At 66.6% G+C, this 17486-nt stretch carries 16 protein-coding genes and 1 pseudogene; 12 read left to right on the top strand and 5 right to left on the bottom strand.

The features are described from left to right. Nucleotides 1-51: 51 nt before the first annotated feature. Nucleotides 52-954: a tRNA (adenine-N1)-methyltransferase gene (locus tag F3T56_RS03855; RefSeq protein WP_149823246.1), complete on the top strand. Its 903-nt coding sequence runs from the start codon at nucleotides 52-54 to the stop codon at nucleotides 952-954. Between the two features lie 263 nt (nucleotides 955-1217). Further along, nucleotides 1218-1793 carry a hypothetical protein gene (locus tag F3T56_RS03850; protein WP_149823245.1) on the top strand — a complete coding sequence of 192 codons (576 nt, stop codon included), beginning with the start codon at nucleotides 1218-1220 and terminating at the stop codon, nucleotides 1791-1793. Between the two features lie 90 nt (nucleotides 1794-1883). On the opposite strand, the gene F3T56_RS03845 is transcribed toward F3T56_RS03850, so the two are convergent. Continuing rightward, nucleotides 1884-2189 (bottom strand): ferredoxin, encoded by a 306-nt coding sequence (locus tag F3T56_RS03845; protein WP_149823244.1) that lies wholly within the window; start codon nucleotides 2187-2189, stop codon nucleotides 1884-1886. A 245-nt stretch (nucleotides 2190-2434) separates the two neighbouring features. On the opposite strand from F3T56_RS03845, the gene arc reads away from it, so the two are divergent. The 6 genes from arc to prcA all read left to right on the top strand — a co-directional run bounded on the left by arc (nucleotide 2435) and on the right by prcA (nucleotide 8580). Continuing rightward, nucleotides 2435-4201, top strand: a complete 1767-nt coding sequence (gene arc / locus F3T56_RS03835) for a proteasome ATPase (RefSeq protein WP_149823242.1) — start codon at nucleotides 2435-2437, stop codon at nucleotides 4199-4201. Between the two features lie 235 nt (nucleotides 4202-4436). Then, nucleotides 4437-5948: a depupylase/deamidase Dop gene (gene dop, locus F3T56_RS03830; protein ID WP_342786896.1), complete on the top strand. Its 1512-nt coding sequence runs from the start codon at nucleotides 4437-4439 to the stop codon at nucleotides 5946-5948. A gap of 188 nt (nucleotides 5949-6136) precedes the next feature. After that, nucleotides 6137-6352 carry a ubiquitin-like protein Pup gene (locus tag F3T56_RS03825; protein WP_030606474.1) on the top strand — a complete coding sequence of 72 codons (216 nt, stop codon included), beginning with the start codon at nucleotides 6137-6139 and terminating at the stop codon, nucleotides 6350-6352. A 17-nt stretch (nucleotides 6353-6369) separates the two neighbouring features. After that, nucleotides 6370-6978 carry an endonuclease VII domain-containing protein gene (locus tag F3T56_RS03820; RefSeq protein ID WP_149823241.1) on the top strand — a complete coding sequence of 203 codons (609 nt, stop codon included), beginning with the start codon at nucleotides 6370-6372 and terminating at the stop codon, nucleotides 6976-6978. Then, nucleotides 6930-7775, top strand: coding sequence for a proteasome subunit beta (gene prcB / locus F3T56_RS03815; protein ID WP_149823240.1), 846 nt, complete (start codon nucleotides 6930-6932; stop codon nucleotides 7773-7775). Before F3T56_RS03820 ends, prcB begins: the two co-directional genes overlap by 49 nt. Nucleotides 7776-7842: 67 nt before the next feature. Then, entirely contained in the window at nucleotides 7843-8580 is a 738-nt protein-coding gene (gene prcA / locus F3T56_RS03810; protein WP_149823239.1) for a proteasome subunit alpha, read from the top strand. 460 nt (nucleotides 8581-9040) lie between these two features. Here the strand turns inward: prcA and F3T56_RS49980 are convergent, their stop codons facing one another. From F3T56_RS49980 to F3T56_RS03795, 4 genes and pseudogenes are all read right to left on the bottom strand, one after another. Beyond that, nucleotides 9041-9652 carry a DUF6082 family protein gene (locus F3T56_RS49980; RefSeq protein WP_425473542.1) on the bottom strand — a complete coding sequence of 204 codons (612 nt, stop codon included), beginning with the start codon at nucleotides 9650-9652 and terminating at the stop codon, nucleotides 9041-9043. Between the two features lie 191 nt (nucleotides 9653-9843). Then, nucleotides 9844-9993: a hypothetical protein gene (locus tag F3T56_RS46870; RefSeq protein WP_216372922.1), complete on the bottom strand. Its 150-nt coding sequence runs from the start codon at nucleotides 9991-9993 to the stop codon at nucleotides 9844-9846. Nucleotides 9994-10240: 247 nt separating this feature from the next. Next, nucleotides 10241-11890, bottom strand: a pseudogene (locus F3T56_RS03800) (IS1182 family transposase); the annotation flags it as partial. A gap of 138 nt (nucleotides 11891-12028) precedes the next feature. After that, on the bottom strand, nucleotides 12029-13042 hold the full coding sequence (locus F3T56_RS03795; protein WP_149823237.1) for a LacI family DNA-binding transcriptional regulator: 1014 nt from the start codon (nucleotides 13040-13042) through the stop codon (nucleotides 12029-12031). A gap of 118 nt (nucleotides 13043-13160) precedes the next feature. On the opposite strand from F3T56_RS03795, the gene F3T56_RS03790 reads away from it, so the two are divergent. The 4 genes from F3T56_RS03790 (at nucleotide 13161) to F3T56_RS03775 (ending at nucleotide 17341) form a co-directional block, all read left to right on the top strand. Beyond that, nucleotides 13161-14420, top strand: coding sequence for an MFS transporter (locus F3T56_RS03790; RefSeq protein ID WP_149823236.1), 1260 nt, complete (start codon nucleotides 13161-13163; stop codon nucleotides 14418-14420). A gap of 9 nt (nucleotides 14421-14429) precedes the next feature. Next, on the top strand, nucleotides 14430-15791 hold the full coding sequence (gene pafA / locus F3T56_RS03785; protein WP_033531667.1) for a Pup--protein ligase: 1362 nt from the start codon (nucleotides 14430-14432) through the stop codon (nucleotides 15789-15791). A gap of 145 nt (nucleotides 15792-15936) precedes the next feature. Continuing rightward, nucleotides 15937-16914: an FKBP-type peptidyl-prolyl cis-trans isomerase gene (locus tag F3T56_RS03780; protein ID WP_149823235.1), complete on the top strand. Its 978-nt coding sequence runs from the start codon at nucleotides 15937-15939 to the stop codon at nucleotides 16912-16914. Between the two features lie 55 nt (nucleotides 16915-16969). After that, the gene (locus tag F3T56_RS03775) at nucleotides 16970-17341 is read left to right on the top strand and encodes an FKBP-type peptidyl-prolyl cis-trans isomerase (RefSeq protein WP_149823234.1); all 372 of its coding nucleotides are present in this window, start codon (nucleotides 16970-16972) and stop codon (nucleotides 17339-17341) included. Nucleotides 17342-17486 lie beyond the last annotated feature (145 nt).

Genomic DNA, 17486 nt, shown 5'->3' with positions numbered 1-17486 from the left:
CCCACCGAGACCGTGGTCGGCGCCCCCTCCGGCGACCGGTACGCTGGTCACATGTCCGAACCGACCGGTGCCGCCCGCCGTCGCGGGCCCTTCAAGGTCGGGGACCAGGTCCAGCTCACCGACCCCAAGGGACGCCACTACACGTTCACGCTCGAAGAGGGAAAGAACTTCCACACCCACAAGGGTTCCTTCCCGCACGACGAGCTGATCGGCGCTCCCGAGGGCAGTGTTGTCCGCACCACGGGGAACGTCGCCTACCTGGCGCTGCGCCCCCTGCTCCCCGACTACGTCCTGTCCATGCCCCGCGGTGCCGCCGTGGTCTACCCCAAGGACGCGGGGCAGATCCTCGCCTTCGCCGACATCTTCCCCGGCGCCCGCGTCGTCGAGGCCGGCGTCGGCTCCGGCTCGCTCAGCAGCTTCCTGCTGCGCGCCATCGGCGACCAGGGCATGCTCCACAGCTACGAGCGCCGCGCGGACTTCGCCGAGATCGCGCAGGCGAACGTCGAGCGCTACTTCGGCGGCCCACACCCCGCCTGGCAGCTCACCGTCGGCGACCTCCAGGACAACCTGTCGGACACCGACGTCGACCGCGTCATCCTCGACATGCTCGCCCCCTGGGAATGCCTGGAGGCCGTCTCCAAGGCCCTCGTCCCCGGCGGCATCCTCTGCTGCTACGTCGCCACCACCACCCAGCTCGCCCGGACCGTCGAGTCCATCCGCGAGATCGGCTGCTTCAACGAGCCGACCGCCTGGGAGACGATGATCCGCAACTGGCACATCGAGGGCCTCGCCGTCCGCCCCGACCACCGCATGATCGGCCACACCGGCTTCCTGCTCACCGCCCGCCGCCTCGCCGACGGCGTCGAGCCGCCCATGCGCCGCCGCCGCCCCGCCAAGGGCGCCTACGGCGAGGACTACGCTGGCCCCAACGCCGACGGCGGCACCGCCCGCTGAACCGAAACGCACGACCCCGCGTCCCTTGCTCTTGAGGGGCGCGGGGCTCTGCCGATATGCGGCTCCGCCGCGTGAGCGCGAACAACACACCATTGACGCCCCCGAGTTCCCGACAGCGCCAAAGAACTCGCCCCCGGCGCTTCCCTGTTGATGCGCCACCGGAACGCCACGGGAACCACACACCCCGCCGTTCCACCCCACTGTGACGTGTGGCACCATGCGGGTCACCCCAACCGGCACAGCCCTCTCAGGAGACGCTCCTAGTGCAGCAACCCGCGGTCCCGGAACTGGCACACGCGCACACCCGCCCGATCCACTGGCTCGCCACGGCCACCGCCCTCGCCGGAGTCGTGGCCCTGTCGTCGGCCCTGCAACCCGACGCGGCGAGAGCCGCCCAGTCCGGCCCGGAGGCCGAGTCGGCCCCGGCCGCGGTGGCGGCCCCCGATCCCACCGAGGTGGACCTGCCCCTCGACTGTGGACCCGTCGACCTCGTCATCAAGAACAAGGCCTCCGGAGACCTCGACGGAGACGGCCGCCCCGAAACCGTCGCCGTCGTCCACTGCGACTCCAGCATGGGCACACCACCCGACAGCGTGTACGTCCTCACCCGCTCCACCGACGCCGCGAAACCCCGCGTCGTAGCCACGCTCGTCGCACCCAAGGACCGCAAGACCGTCTCGGACTTCGCTGTCCGTGACGCGGCCGTCACCGCGACGCTGCACGGCTACTCCTCGGCCGGCGTACCCAATTGCTGCCCGGACGTCACCGCCGACGCCAAGTGGCAGTGGAAGAACGGGGCGTTCGTCCGCTCGACACCCGCAGGCACCCAAAGCGTGTGACACCGCACACCCGCAGACCAACGGGATGTGATCACCCGGCAAACCCGGTGTGAGAAAGCAGACACGGCACAACGCGGAGTGTCCGCACGGTCACTCCGCGTCAGGACCGAAGATCTCGACCCTGTCCGAAACCCGACGCACATGGATGCACTCCCCCGGACACTCCTTCGCGGAGTCCACCACATCCGTGAGAAGCGTCAGCGGAACGGGCGTTGTGGCCCCCTGGGCCTGCAACAACTCGTCGTCCGCGCCCTTCACATAGGCCAGCCCGTCGATGTCCAACTCGAACACCTCGGGCGCGTACTGGGCACAGATGCCGTCACCGGTGCACAGGTCCTGGTCGATCCAGACCTCGAGCGCCTCGCCCGCGGCACCGGCCTCCTGCTGCACGGTCATCTCTCCTGCCATTTCTCTCGTCGAGCCGATCGGGAACCATGCAGGCTCTGACGGGTGTTGAACACTTCGACCCTACCTGGGGCCGCTTCCCAACCATGTTCGGTGGGTATTCCCCTGGCGTGAGGGAGAGCGCAAGGGTGAAGATCGGACACACCCCGACCGTCTTTGTGATCTAGGGGTTTCAATCGACACCCACCCAGGTAGGGTCTGGAAGCGTCCAGCTCCCCTTGGAGGAGGTGAGGACCGTGGCAGCCCACGACGACGACATGAACCGCGGCATCCGCCCGGGACGAGGGTCCGACGACCCGGCCGGGCAGATTGCCTACCTTGAGCAGGAGATCGCCGTCCTGCGACGCAAGCTCGCCGACTCTCCGCGACACACGAGGATTCTCGAAGAGCGGATCGTCGAGCTGCAGACCAACCTGGCCGGCGTGTCCGCACAGAACGAGCGGCTCGCCAACACGCTCCGTGAGGCCCGCGACCAGATCGTGGCCCTCAAGGAAGAAGTCGACCGGCTCGCACAGCCACCGGCCGGCTTCGGTGTCTTCCTCACGGCGAACGAGGACGGCACGGCCGACATCTTCACCGGAGGACGCAAACTCCGCGTGAACGTCAGCCCGAGCGTCGACCTGGACGAGCTCCGGCGCGGCCAGGAACTGATGCTCAACGAAGCGCTCAACGTGGTCGAGGCCATGCACTTCGAGCGGGTCGGGGACATCGTCACCCTCAAGGAGATCCTCGAGGACGGCGAGCGCGCCCTCGTGCTCGGGCACACCGACGAGGAACGGGTGGTACGGCTCGCCGAGCCGCTGCTGGACGTCACCATCCGCCCCGGCGACGCCCTCCTGCTCGAACCCCGCTCCGGCTACGTCTACGAGGTCGTCCCCAAGAGCGAGGTCGAAGAACTCGTCCTCGAAGAGGTCCCCGACATCGGCTACGAGCAGATCGGCGGCCTCGGCAACCAGATCGAGATGATCCGCGACGCGGTCGAGCTCCCCTACCTCTACCCGGACCTGTTCAAGGAGCACGAACTGCGCCCGCCCAAGGGCGTCCTCCTCTACGGGCCCCCCGGATGCGGCAAGACACTCATCGCCAAGGCCGTGGCCAACTCACTGGCCAAAAAAGTCGCCGAAGTCACCGGCCAGGCCCAGGGCAAGAGCTTCTTCCTCAACATCAAGGGCCCCGAGCTCCTGAACAAGTACGTCGGCGAGACCGAGCGACAGATCCGCCTCGTCTTCCAGCGCGCCAGGGAGAAGGCCAGCGAGGGCACCCCCGTCATCGTCTTCTTCGACGAGATGGAATCCCTCTTCCGCACCCGCGGCTCCGGCGTCAGCTCCGATGTGGAGAACACCATCGTCCCCCAGCTCCTCGCCGAGATCGACGGCGTGGAAGGCCTGCAGAACGTCGTGGTCATCGGCGCCTCCAACCGCGAGGACATGATCGACCCCGCCATCCTGCGCCCCGGCCGCCTCGACGTGAAGATCAAGATCGAGCGCCCGGACGCCGAAGCGGCCAAGGACATCTTCCAGAAGTACCTCACCGAGCGCCTCCCGCTCCACGCCGACGACCTCGGCGAACACGGCGGCAGCAAGGCCACCACCGTCCAGAGCATGATCCAGACGGCAGTGGAACACATGTACGCCGAAACCGAGGAAAACCGCTTCCTGGAAGTCACCTACGCCAACGGAGACAAGGAAGTCCTCTACTTCAAGGACTTCAACTCCGGCGCCATGATCGAAAACATCGTCGGCCGCGCCAAAAAAATGGCGATCAAGGACTTCCTCGACAAGAACCAGAAGGGCCTCCGCGTCTCCCACCTCCTCCAGGCCTGCGTGGACGAGTTCAAGGAGAACGAGGACCTCCCCAACACCACCAACCCGGATGACTGGGCCCGAATCTCCGGCAAGAAGGGCGAACGGATCGTCTACATCCGTACCCTGATCACCGGAAAGCAGGGCGCCGACACCGGACGCTCCATCGACACGGTGGCGAACACCGGACAGTACCTGTAACAAAGCAGGGCGGCTGCGGGTGCCCTCACCGGGTACCCGCAGCCGACTGTTTTTTCAGGCACAGTCGAAGCAAGGCAATGACGCAAATGATCTCCCCACCAGCGCAGAGCCGTTCTAGGCTCTTTCGTACCGCCGAGTCGCGCAGTGCGGGGACGGGCACCGCACACGCACCGGAGCGCCAGCGGTACTTGAGCAGCGTCCCCGACCGAGGACGCCGCCGGGCAAGGAGGGCCGCATGACCGTACGGCGAGTAATGGGCATCGAGACGGAGTACGGGATCTCCGTCCCCGGCCACCCCAATGCCAATGCCATGCTCACCTCGTCCCAGATCGTCAACGCCTACGCCGCGGCGATGCACCGGGCCCGCCGGGCCCGCTGGGACTTCGAGGAAGAGAACCCGCTACGGGACGCACGAGGCTTCGACCTCGCCCGCGAGGCCGCCGACTCCAGCCAGCTCACCGACGAGGACATCGGCCTCGCCAACGTCATCCTCACGAATGGCGCACGCCTCTACGTCGACCACGCACACCCCGAATACAGCGCCCCCGAGGTCACCAACCCCCTCGACGCCGTCCTCTGGGACAAAGCCGGCGAACGTATCATGGCCGAAGCCGCCGAACGCGCCGCCCAGCTCCCCGGCGCCCAACCCATCCACCTCTACAAGAACAACACCGACAACAAAGGCGCCTCCTACGGCACCCACGAGAACTACCTGATGAAGCGGGAAACCGCTTTCTCGGACATCGTGCGCCACCTCACCCCCTTCTTCGTCTCCCGCCAGGTCTTCGCCGGCGCCGGCCGCGTCGGCATCGGCCAGGACGGCCACGAACACGGCTTCCAGCTCAGCCAGCGCGCGGATTATTTCGAGGTCGAGGTGGGCTTGGAGACGACTCTCAAGCGCCCCATCATCAACACGAGGGACGAGCCCCACGCGGACGCGGAAAAGTACCGCCGTCTGCACGTGATCATCGGCGACGCGAACCTCTCCGAGATCTCGACGTACCTGAAGCTGGGCACGACAGCCCTGGTGCTGTCGATGATCGAAGACGGCTTCATCGCGGTCGACCTGGCCGTCGACCAGCCCGTACGGACGCTGCACCAGGTCTCCCACGACCCCACACTGCAACGCCTCGTCACCCTCCGCAGCGGCCGCACACTGACCGCCGTACAACTTCAGATGGAGTACTACGAGCTGTCGCGCAAGTACGTCGAGGAACGGTTCGGGGCGGACGCCGACGACCAGACGAAGGACGTCCTGACCAGGTGGGAGGACACACTCAACCGCCTGGAGAACGACCCGATGAGCCTCTCCGGAGAACTCGACTGGGTCGCCAAGCGCGAACTCATGGAGGGCTACCGCCGCCGTGACAGCCTCGACTGGGACGCCGCGAGGTTGCATCTGGTCGACCTCCAGTACGCCGACGTACGCGCGGAGAAAGGCCTCTACAACCGTCTCGTCGCCCGCGGCAAGATGAAGCGGCTCCTGGACGAAACCGACGTCGACCGGGCCCGTACGAAGCCCCCGGAGGACACCCGCGCCTACTTCCGCGGGCGCTGCCTGGAGCAGTACGCCGACGACGTCGCGGCCGCCTCCTGGGACTCCGTGATCTTCGACCTTCCCGGCCGGGACTCGCTCCAACGCGTCCCAACCCTCGAACCGCTTCGCGGAACGCGAAATCATGTCAAGGAGCTCCTGGACCGCTGCCGCACAGCAGAAGACCTGGTCAAGGTCCTCTCCGGCAACTGAACCGGGGTTCATCCCCGATCTCCGGGGCAGGGTGGAAACAGCGACGTCCGGGAATCATCGAGGTGGTCCCTGGACGTTGTGGAAACAACGGGGCCAATGTCAGACCCGCCTTGTAGGGTCTGATCATCACCGATCGGCAGGAATGCCGACCTGTCGACCATGTCGGGCAACAGAGCGGGGTGAGGGTTATGGCGACCAAGGACACCGGCGGCGGCCAGCAGAAGGCCACCCGTTCCACTGAAGAGGTCGAGGAGGCGCCCGAGGCGCAGGCTTCGGAGGACCTCAAGGAGCGGCAGGAGAAGCTGAGCGACGACGTGGACTCGGTTCTGGACGAGATCGACGATGTCCTCGAGGAGAATGCAGAGGACTTCGTTCGAAGTTTCGTTCAGAAGGGTGGCCAATAGCCTTTGAATCGAAGGCTATGGGGGAACTTGGCTTGGCAAATGGAGACGGCGTGAAGCGTTGCTCGCGGTGCAAGGAGTCCAAGCCGCGGGCAGCCTTCGCAAGTAACAAGTCGGCTCGTGACGGGCTGCAGGCCTACTGCCGGGAGTGCTGGGCGCAGTATCACCAAGCTCGGCAGTTGGCCAAGGGTAAGAATGTGCGACCGCGTGTGGAGACGCCTGAGGGGCACAAGTTCTGTCGGTGTTGCGGTCAGGTCAAGCCGCACAGTGAGTGGCACCGAAACGCAACCGCATCCGATGGCCTCTCGACAAGCTGCAAAGCTTGTCGGGCTGCCAAGGGGCGTGCAGGCCACTTGAAGCGCAACTACGGCCTGACAGAAGCCGAGCGTGACGAGATGATCGCATCCCAGATGGGGCTCTGCGTGATCTGTTTGAAAGCCCCGGCCGTGCATGTGGATCACTGCCACAAGACGGGTAAGGTCCGAGGCGTACTGTGCTTCAACTGCAATTCGGCCATCGGCAAGTTGGGAGATCATCCCGACGCTGTTCGTCGGGCTGCCGCCTACTTGGAAGGATCCTCGTGGAAGCCAATACTCGTAGCACCGGGCGTCTACCAGCTGCCTTCCTGACGCCTGGGTCGTCGTCCTTCATGGACTTCCTGTCGGACCACCAGCCGGAGCTGTTGCCCGGGAAGAGGCAGCTGCCGCCGACTCAAGGCGTGATCGAGGCCCCGCATGGGACGACGATCGTGGCTGTCACGTTCCCCGGTGGTGTCGTGCTCGCCGGTGACCGCCGGGCCACGATGGGCAACATGATCGCGCAGCGGGATATCGAGAAGGTGTTCCCGGCGGATGAGTACTCGGCTGTCGGGATCGCCGGTACGGCTGGTCTGGCCGTGGAGATGGTGAAGCTGTTCCAGTTGGAGCTGGAGCACTTCGAGAAGGTGGAGGGCGCTCAGCTCTCGCTGGAGGGCAAGGCGAACCGGCTCTCTACCATGATCCGTTCCAACCTGGGCATGGCCATGCAGGGCCTGGCCGTGGTCCCGCTGTTCGCCGGTTACGACGTGGATCGTGAGAAGGGCCGTATCTTCTCGTACGACGTGACGGGCGGCCGTTCCGAGGAGACCGGCTTCGCGGCCACCGGCTCCGGTTCGATCTTCGCGCGTGGTGCGATGAAGAAGCTCTTCCGTGCCGACCTCTCCGAGGGTGACGCCACGACCCTCGTGATCCAGGCCCTCTACGACGCGGCAGACGACGACTCGGCGACCGGTGGTCCCGATGTCGCCCGCCGGATCTACCCCATCGTCACCGTGATCACCGAGGACGGCTTCCGCCGGCTCACCGACGAGGAGTCCTCCGAGATCGCCCGCTCGATCCTGGAGCGGCGTCTGGAGCAGCCCGACGGTCCGCGGGCCGCGCTGCTCTAGCCGATCCAGTCGACGGCCCTCTTATCAAGGTGATCCAGTGACTTCGACAGAAAGGGACGGATAACCGGTGTCGACGCCGTTCTATGTCTCACCCCAGCAGGCGATGGCCGATCGGGCGGAGTACGCCCGCAAGGGCATCGCCCGTGGTCGCAGCCTGGTCGTGCTGCAATATGCCGATGGCATCGTGTTCGTCGGCGAGAACCCGTCCCGTGCGCTGCACAAGTTCAGCGAGATCTATGACCGGATCGGTTTCGCGGCCGCCGGTAAGTACAACGAGTACGAGAATCTGCGGATCGGTGGTGTTCGTTACGCCGATCTGCGTGGTTACACCTATGACCGTGATGACGTGACCGCCCGTGGTCTCGCCAATGTCTATGCCCAGACGCTGGGCACGATCTTCTCCTCGGCGGCTGAGAAGCCGTACGAGGTGGAGCTGGTTGTGGCGGAGGTGGGAGAGACGCCTGAGGGCGACCAGATCTATCGGCTGCCTCATGACGGTTCGATCGTCGACGAGCACGGTTCGGTCGCGGTCGGGGGTAACGCCGAGCAGATCAGCGGCTACCTGGATCAGCGTCACCAGGACGGTATGTCTCTGGCCGAGGCTCTCAAGCTCGCCGTCCAAGCCCTCTCCCGTGACACCAACGGCACGCAGCGGGAGATCCCTGCCGAGCGTCTCGAGGTCGCCGTTCTGGATCGGACCCGTCCGCAGCAGCGTAAGTTCAAGCGCATCGTCGGCCGTCAGCTCGTCCGCCTGCTGGAGGCGGATGGTGCTGCCACGGAGGCCGAGAGCTCCGAGGAGGAGTAGCCCCGCCGTCTGCGAAACCCCGCCCGTGGTGCGCCCCGGCCGACTCAGGATGCTGTTGGTAAATCCGCCTCGCTGGGTCTCATCCAGCGGGGCGGAGTGCTGCGAAGGGCGAAACGCGGGTGCGCGTGAGCGGTCTGCCGGTCAATCGCTGTTGGCGGGCAGGATGCGACGTATGGACATGGAGATGACAGAGCCATTCGCCACGAAAGCCGCCGCAGTTGCTCCTGTCGTGCTGATTGCTGCGGCGATCGAGATAGCCGTGTATCAGCGCACCATGGAGTCCGTCACTCGGCAGATGGCGTAGCACATGCCAGGGGTCTTCGAGGAGGTGATAACGGTCGCCGGTTCGACCTCGGCCCCAACCGCAACCGCCCCGACCAGGGCCTGAGCCCCTCTCGTCACCATCGAGAGGGGCTCTCTCGCGTCGGTTACGCCAACTGGTGCGCCAACGAAGTCACCATCAGCGTGCTGGTGGTTCTGGATGCTGAGGCTCGAAGTATTGGCTTGCTGCGACCGCAGGCCCCGCCTCGACTGCCGCTTGGTAGCACTCGTCCGCTATGCAGGCGAACCGACGCGCACGACGACTGGTACCCGCCTCGACATGCCGTATCCATCCAGCGCGAGCCCCCTCCCAATGATCGCGGGCTGGCTGCCCACGGAAGTGCTCTCCGAGTACGCCACGAAGTTGCCCCTCGGTGGTCCGTCCAAGTTTGAACGAGTTCGCCCACCGCGTGATGATCAAGTTCGTGAAGGCGATTCGCTTCCACTCGTCACGGGTGGTCCCATCACGCGGCGGTTCCCAGCACTCGAGCAGGACTGGATCATGTAGTGAGAAGAGAACGAGATCCCTGTGACCGACTCTGGCGGCCTCTTCTTGAGCAACGCGAGTCTGCCGGGCCTGATAGATCAGTGACACCACTACTCCCGCCAGCGCGAGAGTAGACACGAGGATCGATACGGACCCATAGGTCTGGCTGACGTCGCTCAGCTCCGACCAGTCAGTCCGCTCTGGTGCCACTGCCCGAAGGAAGAATGGGGTGCCAAGTAGAGCCGCTAGAGTCACCAGGGCCATCGCCGCATAGGCCATGCCCGAGATGAAGCGCTCGATGAGCTGGGTTGTTCTTCCAGTCGCGTGCGGACGGAACACGCTGCCCCCGTTTCGAATCACCGCTTTAAGCCATCAGGTCACAGTGACAGAACGCGATGGGGAGGCGACAGAGTGCAAGCTCCGGCTGAGGGGGCACGCCGGGGGCTTCCATGAGATCAGAAGAGCTGTTCTCCAAGCCGCTTCAGAGCCTTCCGCTGCTCGTCGAGGGAGGCGTGCGCGTAGACCTTCATCGTCACCCCGATGTTGCTGTGGCCGACGCTCTGCCGGACGATGTGCGGTTCAGGCGGGCGGAGTTCGCGGAGCATGACGGCGAAGTTCGGGTAGTCCTGGAAGGTCTGGCGATTGCCTACCTTCCGGTAGTGCCACGTCTCGTAGGGGGCTTGCACCTTGGGGTGGTCGGGGTCGACGAGGAGGACGGCCAGGGCCTCCAGCCGGCTTTCCAGCAGGGCCATGTGCAGCTGCTCCGCCGTGCTGGTCTTGCGCCACCACTCCCGCCCCAGGGTGGACGCTGTTAGTTAATTCGGGGCCCGGTTGCTTCGCCCCGCCGCATGCGGCGGGGCGAAGTGCTGCGAAGTGGCTGGTGCGGGTGCGGGCCCGGGCTGTGCCGGTGAGGTGGGCGTCGATGCGGGCAAGGTTGATCGCGGCGCCGGTGAGCTGGTGCTGCAGGCTGGTCTTGGCCAGTCCCTTGTAGCGGGACCTGCGCAGACCGCAGCGCTGGACGCCCTGGGCGATGGTGCCTTCCACACCGGCACGGATCTGGTAGCGCTCTTTCCACTCGTCGGTCTGTTGAAGAGCACGGGTCTGCTGAAGCACGTCGTACTCGTCGCGGGGCCGCAGAGTGAGCTGTCGGCGCTCGGCCGTCGGTGTGCTAAGGCATTCGCTGCGGTGTGTGCAGGGACGGCAGTCCAGGACCGAGAAGGCGACCCGGATCACCGGCATGCGCCGCTGGGAGCTGTGCACGGCCCACGTTTTGCTGGCACGGCCGTTCGGGCAGGTGACGCTCTGGTTGTCCCAGTCGATGGTGAAGGCATCCTGCCCGTAGGCGCCGTCATCACGCGCGGTCTGGACGCTGTTGACCGCCTGGAGCGGGCCATGCAGTTCCACGCCGTGATCGCGGCGGGCGGCGACCATGGCGGGGCTGTTGGCATAGCCGGTGTCGACCCAATGTTCCGCGGGCAGCAGCTCCCGCTGAGCGAGACCGGCATGGACCACAGCCGCCATGCGGTCGTCATTGACCGCGGCGGCGGTGGTGGCCACATTCGTGATCAAGTGCGGGATGTCGGGGCCGCACGTCTCGGTGAGATGGACCCTGTAGCCGTCCCAGTCCAGGTCGCGTTTGGAGCCGGTGCGGGTCTCGGTGTCATAGGGAGTGACCAGGCGTTGTGTGCCTGGCGGGCGGTCTTTTGGGTCCCTGCGCTGCACCTCGCCGTCGACCAGGTGGAAGTGCTGGACCCAGATCTGCCGCAGGGTCTCCACCTGCGGCGGGGCGCGCAGCTGATACGGCGCGTCGGGCGAGGTCACTGCCCGGAGCAGCCGCATGCCGTCGGTCCCCATCCGCCGACCGGTCTCCTCCCGCTTGGAGCGGGCCTTGGGGAAACGCGAGTCCTCGGCCCGAGTGGCGTAGTGCCGGAACCAGTCCGGCTCGGCCACCTGGTCCAGCCACTCGGGAGCGGCCTGGGCCAGCGCGTTCAACGCCGCGCGCAACGTCTCCGCCACCATCTCCAGCCAGCGCAGCTCCCGCGCCGCGGACAGCACATGCGTGGAGTCGGTCCGAGCTTTCCCGCCGCTGGCCAGCAAACCCCTCTCCCGGGCCGCGACCAGGACGCCGTCCAGCACCCGCCGCGCAGCATCTGCCTCGATGAGGCGGTCCCGGAACTCCGACAACACCGAGAAGTCGAAGCCGGGATCGGTCAGCTCCAGCCCGAGCGCGTACTTGAAATCGATCCGCGCCCGCACCGCCTCCGCTGCTTGGCGGTCGGTCAGCCCCTCCACGAACTGCAGCACCAGCACCAGAGCCAGCCGCCCCGGCGACCAGGCGGGCTTGCCCCGCACTGGAAACAGGTCCGCGAACTCCTCATCCGTGAACAACGTCCCCAACTCGTCACGGACCCGGATCGCCAGGCTCCCCTTCGGGAACGCGGCCCGCGCCACCCTCACCGTCTCCACCGGGATCTCCCCTGATCCCTTCGGCTGCATCGACACCCGCACCCACCCCACACGACAACGTCGGCCTTCAAGACCACAACCAGGTCTTGAAGGCCGACGTCACGACGCACCAGGCCCCGAATTAACCAACAGCGTCCGACTCAGGCCGGGGCGCGCGGCGTATCAGAGGGTCGTTCAGCTCGCTGGGCGCCCCGTAGACCCCCGAACCACCAGCTCCACAGGAATATCCCCCTCCGCAGGTGTACGTCCCTCCAGAACGGCCAGCAGGGCCTCCATCCCCCGTTCGCCGAACAGTTCGGCGTCCAGCCGCACGGTTGTCAGCTCGGGGTCGAGTGCTGTGGCGAGGGCGAGGTCGTCGAGGCCGGTGATGGAGATGTCGTCCGGTACGCGCAGCCCCAGGCGTCGCGCGGCCTTGTAGGCGCCGGCGGCGAGTTTGTCGTCGTCGCAGACCAGGGCCGTGGGCCGGGGTCCGGGACGGGCCAGGGCGGTCACGGCGGCGGTGCGGGCCCCGTCGATGGAGATCGGCGCGGCGGTTGTACGCAGGGTCGTCCCTGGCACCGTCGCCAGCCGTGCCGCGAGTTCCCGGGCCCGCACGTCGAAGGTCCAGGAGGGTACGTCGGCGGCGAGGTGAAGGAAGTGGCGGTGTCCCAGTTCGAGCAGGTGGTCGGCGACCTGTCGTACGCCGTCGCGGATGCCGAGGTTGACGGTGGCGGCCCCGAGACTGCCTTCGGGGTCGCTGTCCAGCATGACGAGGGGTAGTTGGTCGCCGCGGATGGCGGTGAGGGCGTCCGCGGCCATGGAGGAGGCGATGACGCCGTCGAGGGCGGCCTGTGCGGAGGCGAAGGGGTCGCGGGCGGGGCCGACGCCCTCGGGGGAGGGGTAGAGGACCACGCCGAAGCCGTGCTGGGCGGCGACGCGGGCGGCGCCGGTGTAGACGCCGGCGAAGAATTCCGTGGTCAGGGCGGGTACCACGAGGAGGACGGTCCGGGTGCGGCCGAGGCGTAGGTTGCGGGCGGCCAGGTTGGGTCGGTAGCCGAGTTCGCGGGCGGCTTCGCGTACGCGTTCCGCGGTGCTCTCGGACACGCGTCCGCGCCATTTGTCGCCGAGGACCAGGGAGACCGCGGCCTGTGAGACGCCGGCGGCTTGGGCGACGTCACGGCTCGTGGGCCGGGTGCTACCTCGTGCCACCGTCGGTCTGCTCCTTCGTCTGAATGTGTCTGGACTCGTGGACAGCGCACATGGTACGTATGAACCGCGACGTTATACGTAACACTTCGCTCGCCCAGACCCCTCGGAGAGGACAGGCATGGCGGCCGGATACCTGGAGATACTCAGGGCGCGGCACGCCGCGCGTCTGCTCGCGGGCACGTTGGTGGGGCGGTTGCCGAATGCCACCGCGGCGATCGCGATCGTGCTCTTCGTGCGTGCGGAGGGCGGTACGTACAGCCTCGCTGGGGCGCTCGCCGCGGTGTACGGGGTCGCGAACGCGGTGGGGCAGCCGTTGCTGGGGAGGCTGGTGGATCTGTACGGGCAGCCGCGGGTGCAGTTGCCCGCGGCCGTCGTCTCGGCCCTCGGTATGACCGTCTTCGCTCTCGCGGGTCTGGAGCCGATTGCGCTGGCGTATCTCGCCGTGATCGTCGCTGGGCTGTTCACGCCTCCTCTGGAGGGTGGTCTGCGGGCTCTGTGGTCCTCGGTCCTCCGTAAGGAGGAGCAGGTGCACACGGCGTATGCGATGGACGCGGTGGCGCAGGAGGTCATGTTCACGGTCGGGCCGCTACTGGTGACCCTGTGCGTGTCGCTGTGGTCCGCGTCGGCGGCGCTGATCGTGCTGAACGTCATCGGGGTGCTCGGTGCCCTCTGGGTGGTCGTGTCGCCGCCTTCGCGGGCGTGGCGTTCGGCGCCGCGTGAGGCGCATTGGCTGGGTGCGCTGCGTTCGCCCGGGATCCTGGCGCTGCTCGGCGCGTTCCTGTTCGTCGGTATCGCGCTCGGTTCCATCACGGTGGCCGCCCTGTCGTACGCGGACGAGAACGGTGGGGACGCGGTGTACGGCTGGCTGATGGCGGGCGTCGGGCTCGGTGCGCTGGTCGGTGGTACGGCGTACGGGGCGCGGCGGTGGAACGGGGTGCCGGAGGGTCGACTCCAGGTGTTGGTGGCGTTGCTGGCGGTCTGTTATGTGCCGTTGATGTTGATGCCGGGACCGGTGGCGATGACGGCGCTGATGGCGCTCGCCGGTGTGTTCCTGGCGCCGGCTATCGCCTGTTCCTTCGTGCTCGTCGACCGGCACGCGCTGCGCGGCACGGTCACGGAGGCGTTCTCGTGGATCGTGACGACGTTCATGGTCGGTCAGTCGCTCGGAGCGGCCGCCGCGGGGCCGGTCGTGGAGTGGGGTGGGACGGTGTGGGGTTTCGTCGTGCCGGGTGCCGCGGGGGCCGTGTCGTTGCTGGTTCTGCTGGCTACGGGGCGTCTTCTCGCTGTTCCTTCTGGGGGTGCGGTGGTTGCGGTCTCATCGGAAAATGATCCAAACCGTGCTGTCGAACCCCGTTTCAGCTCGGTCGATCGGGCGTAATGTTCAGTCATGGACCGCCGCATTTTCGGGCTGGAGAACGAGTACGGCGTCACGTGCACGTTCAGGGGACAGCGCCGTCTGTCTCCTGACGAGGTGGCGCGGTACCTCTTCCGCCGTGTCGTGTCATGGGGCCGCAGCAGCAATGTGTTTCTGCGGAACGGGGCCCGCCTCTATCTCGACGTGGGCTCACATCCGGAATACGCGACACCCGAATGTGACAACGTGACCGAGCTGGTCACTCACGATAAGGCCGGCGAGCGCATTCTCGAAGGACTGCTGGTCGATGCCGAACGTCGCCTGCACGAGGAGGGAATCGCGGGCGACGTCTACCTTTTCAAGAACAACACCGACTCGGCGGGCAACTCGTATGGTTGCCACGAGAACTATCTGGTGGCGCGGCACGGGGAGTTCTCCCGGCTCGCGGACATCCTCATTCCGTTCCTCGTCACGCGGCAGCTGTTGTGTGGCGCGGGGAAGGTGCTTCAGACGCCGCGTGGTGCGGTGTACTGCGTGAGTCAGCGGGCGGAGCACATCTGGGAGGGTGTCAGCTCGGCGACCACCCGTTCCCGGCCGATCATCAACACTCGCGACGAGCCGCACGCGGATGCCGAGCGGTATCGCCGGCTGCACGTCATCGTGGGCGATTCGAACATGTCCGAGACGACCATGCTGCTCAAGGTCGGTGCCACAGACCTGGTGCTGCGCATGATCGAGGCGGGCACGGTGATGCGTGACCTCACCCTGGAGAACCCGATTCGGGCGATCCGCGAGGTCAGCCATGACATCACGGGCCGTCGCAAGGTGCGGCTGGCCAGTGGCCGGGAGGCCTCGGCGCTGGAGGTGCAGCGTGAGTACTACGAGAAGGCCGTGGACTTCGTCGAGCGCCGCGGGATTCGTACGGGCACAGTGGAGCAGGTCCTGGAGTTGTGGGGCCGGACGCTGGACGCGATCGAGGCGGAGGACCTCGACCGGATCGGTACCGAAATCGACTGGGTGATGAAGTACAAGCTCATCGAGCGGTACCGGGCGAAGCACAACATGACGATGTCGCATCCGCGGGTCGCGCAGATAGACCTCGCGTATCACGACATTCACCGCCGTCGGGGTCTGTACTACCTTCTGGAGAGGAAAGGCCAGGCCGCCCGTATCTGCAATGACTTGAAGATCTTCGAGGGCAAGTCGGTTCCGCCGCAGACGACTCGGGCCCGCCTTCGTGGTGACTTCATCCGGCGTGCGCAGGAACAGCGCCGGGATTTCACGGTCGACTGGGTGCATCTGAAGCTCAACGACCAGGCGCAACGTACGGTGTTGTGCAAGGACCCGTTCCGTTCGGTGGACGACCGGGTGGAGAAGCTGATCGCGGGAATGTGACCCGATGCCGGTTGGCCGGCGAAACGTCGCCCTGGGCCGGATTTCCGGCCCAGGGCGACGGCGTGTCCTGCGGTGATCCGTCCCGGGAGCGCGTAGGTCGTAGAGTGGCGGCCATTGCCCCCCACCCCCGATCCCAGTTGGACTGATGAACTACAACACGAAACGACGCGTGGCCGCACTGCTGGCCGTTCCCGCCCTGTTGTTCACCGCCGCGTGCGGATCGGACGACGAGAACAACGGCGAGGCGGCGGGAGGCGTCGCCGAGGTCAAGGGGAAGGTCGGGGCGAAGCCCGAGATCTCTGTGCCCAAGGACGGTCAGCCGTCCAAGGAGACCGTGGTCAAGACGGTCTCGGAGGGCAGTGGAAGCCCGATCAAGGCCTCGGACTTCGTCCGGCTGGACTGGACCGTCGAGAAGTGGGGCGGCGGCCAGGAGCTGAGCGGCACCTGGGCGACGTCGACCGGCGACGAGACGGCCCGTCGGCAGTCCGTCGAGCAGATCGGTAAACCGAGCCAGCAACTGCCCGAGAAGGTCCTCGACGCCGTGAAGGGCAAGAAGCCTGGCAGTCGGATCCTGGTGCAGGGCACCGCGGGTGACCTGATCGGCCAGAATCTGAACACGTCCTCCGGGATCGCCGCGACGGATGTGCTGGTCTGGGTGGTCGACCCGGTCGGTGCCACCACCGTCGACGCCAAGGCCGAGGCCAAGGGCGAGCAGGCGGCCTCCGAGGCGGGCCTGCCCGAGGTCGAGGCCCCGTCGCAGAAGGCGGCGACGATCACCATCCCCGAGGGGGCCAAGGCTCCCAAGGACCTTGAGCAGCAGGTGCTGATCAAGGGCAGCGGCAAGAAGGTCGAGGCGGGCCAGGGGCTCGTCGCCCAGTACACCGGGGTCAAGTGGGAGGACGGGACGAAGTTCGACTCGTCCTGGGACCACGGCGGTGCCACTGCCTTCCAGATCGGCACCGGCTCCGTGGTGGAAGGCTGGGACAAGGGGCTCGTCGGCAAGAACGTGGGCGACCGGGTGCTGCTGGTGATCCCGCCCTCGCTCGGCTACGGCGCGAACCCGAGCAGTGAGCTGGCCAAGAACACGCTGGTCTTCGTGGTGGACATCCTCGGCACGGTCTGACGGGCCGGTCTGTGAGACTGTTCCCGACGTAGGTCACGCAACAAGGAGTGATGAAGTGAGCATCGACAAGCCCGAGATCGACTTCCCGGGCGGCGAGCCCCCGAAGGACCTCGAGATCAAGGACATCTGGGAGGGCGACGGCGAGGAGGCGAAGGCCGGCCAGACCGTCACCGTTCACTACGTGGGTGTCTCCTTCAGTACCGGCGAGGAGTTCGACGCCAGTTGGAACCGCGGTCAGCCGTTCCGCTTCCCGCTCGGTGGCGGTCGTGTCATCAAGGGCTGGGACCAGGGTGTGCAGGGCATGAAGGTCGGCGGCCGTCGTCAGCTGACCATCCCGGCCCACCTGGCCTACGGCAACCAGAGTCCCACCCCGGCGATCAAGCCCGGCGAGACGCTGATCTTCGTGGTGGACCTGCTCGGGGTCTGATCGCCATAGGGGTCTGAATCCTCATAGGGGTCTGACCGTCATAGGGGGCGTGCTCGGGTCGGTCGTGCCGTGACCGGTATCGACCGCCTGGGTTCGCGCCTGTGTCGTCTGGGGTCCATGCCTGTCCGGGCATGGGCCCTCGGCT

It is taken from the genome of Streptomyces tailanensis, from assembly GCF_008386495.1.
Classification (GTDB): Bacteria; Actinomycetota; Actinomycetes; order Streptomycetales; family Streptomycetaceae; genus Streptomyces; species Streptomyces tailanensis.
This window is presented reverse-complemented; position numbering and strand designations above follow the sequence as displayed.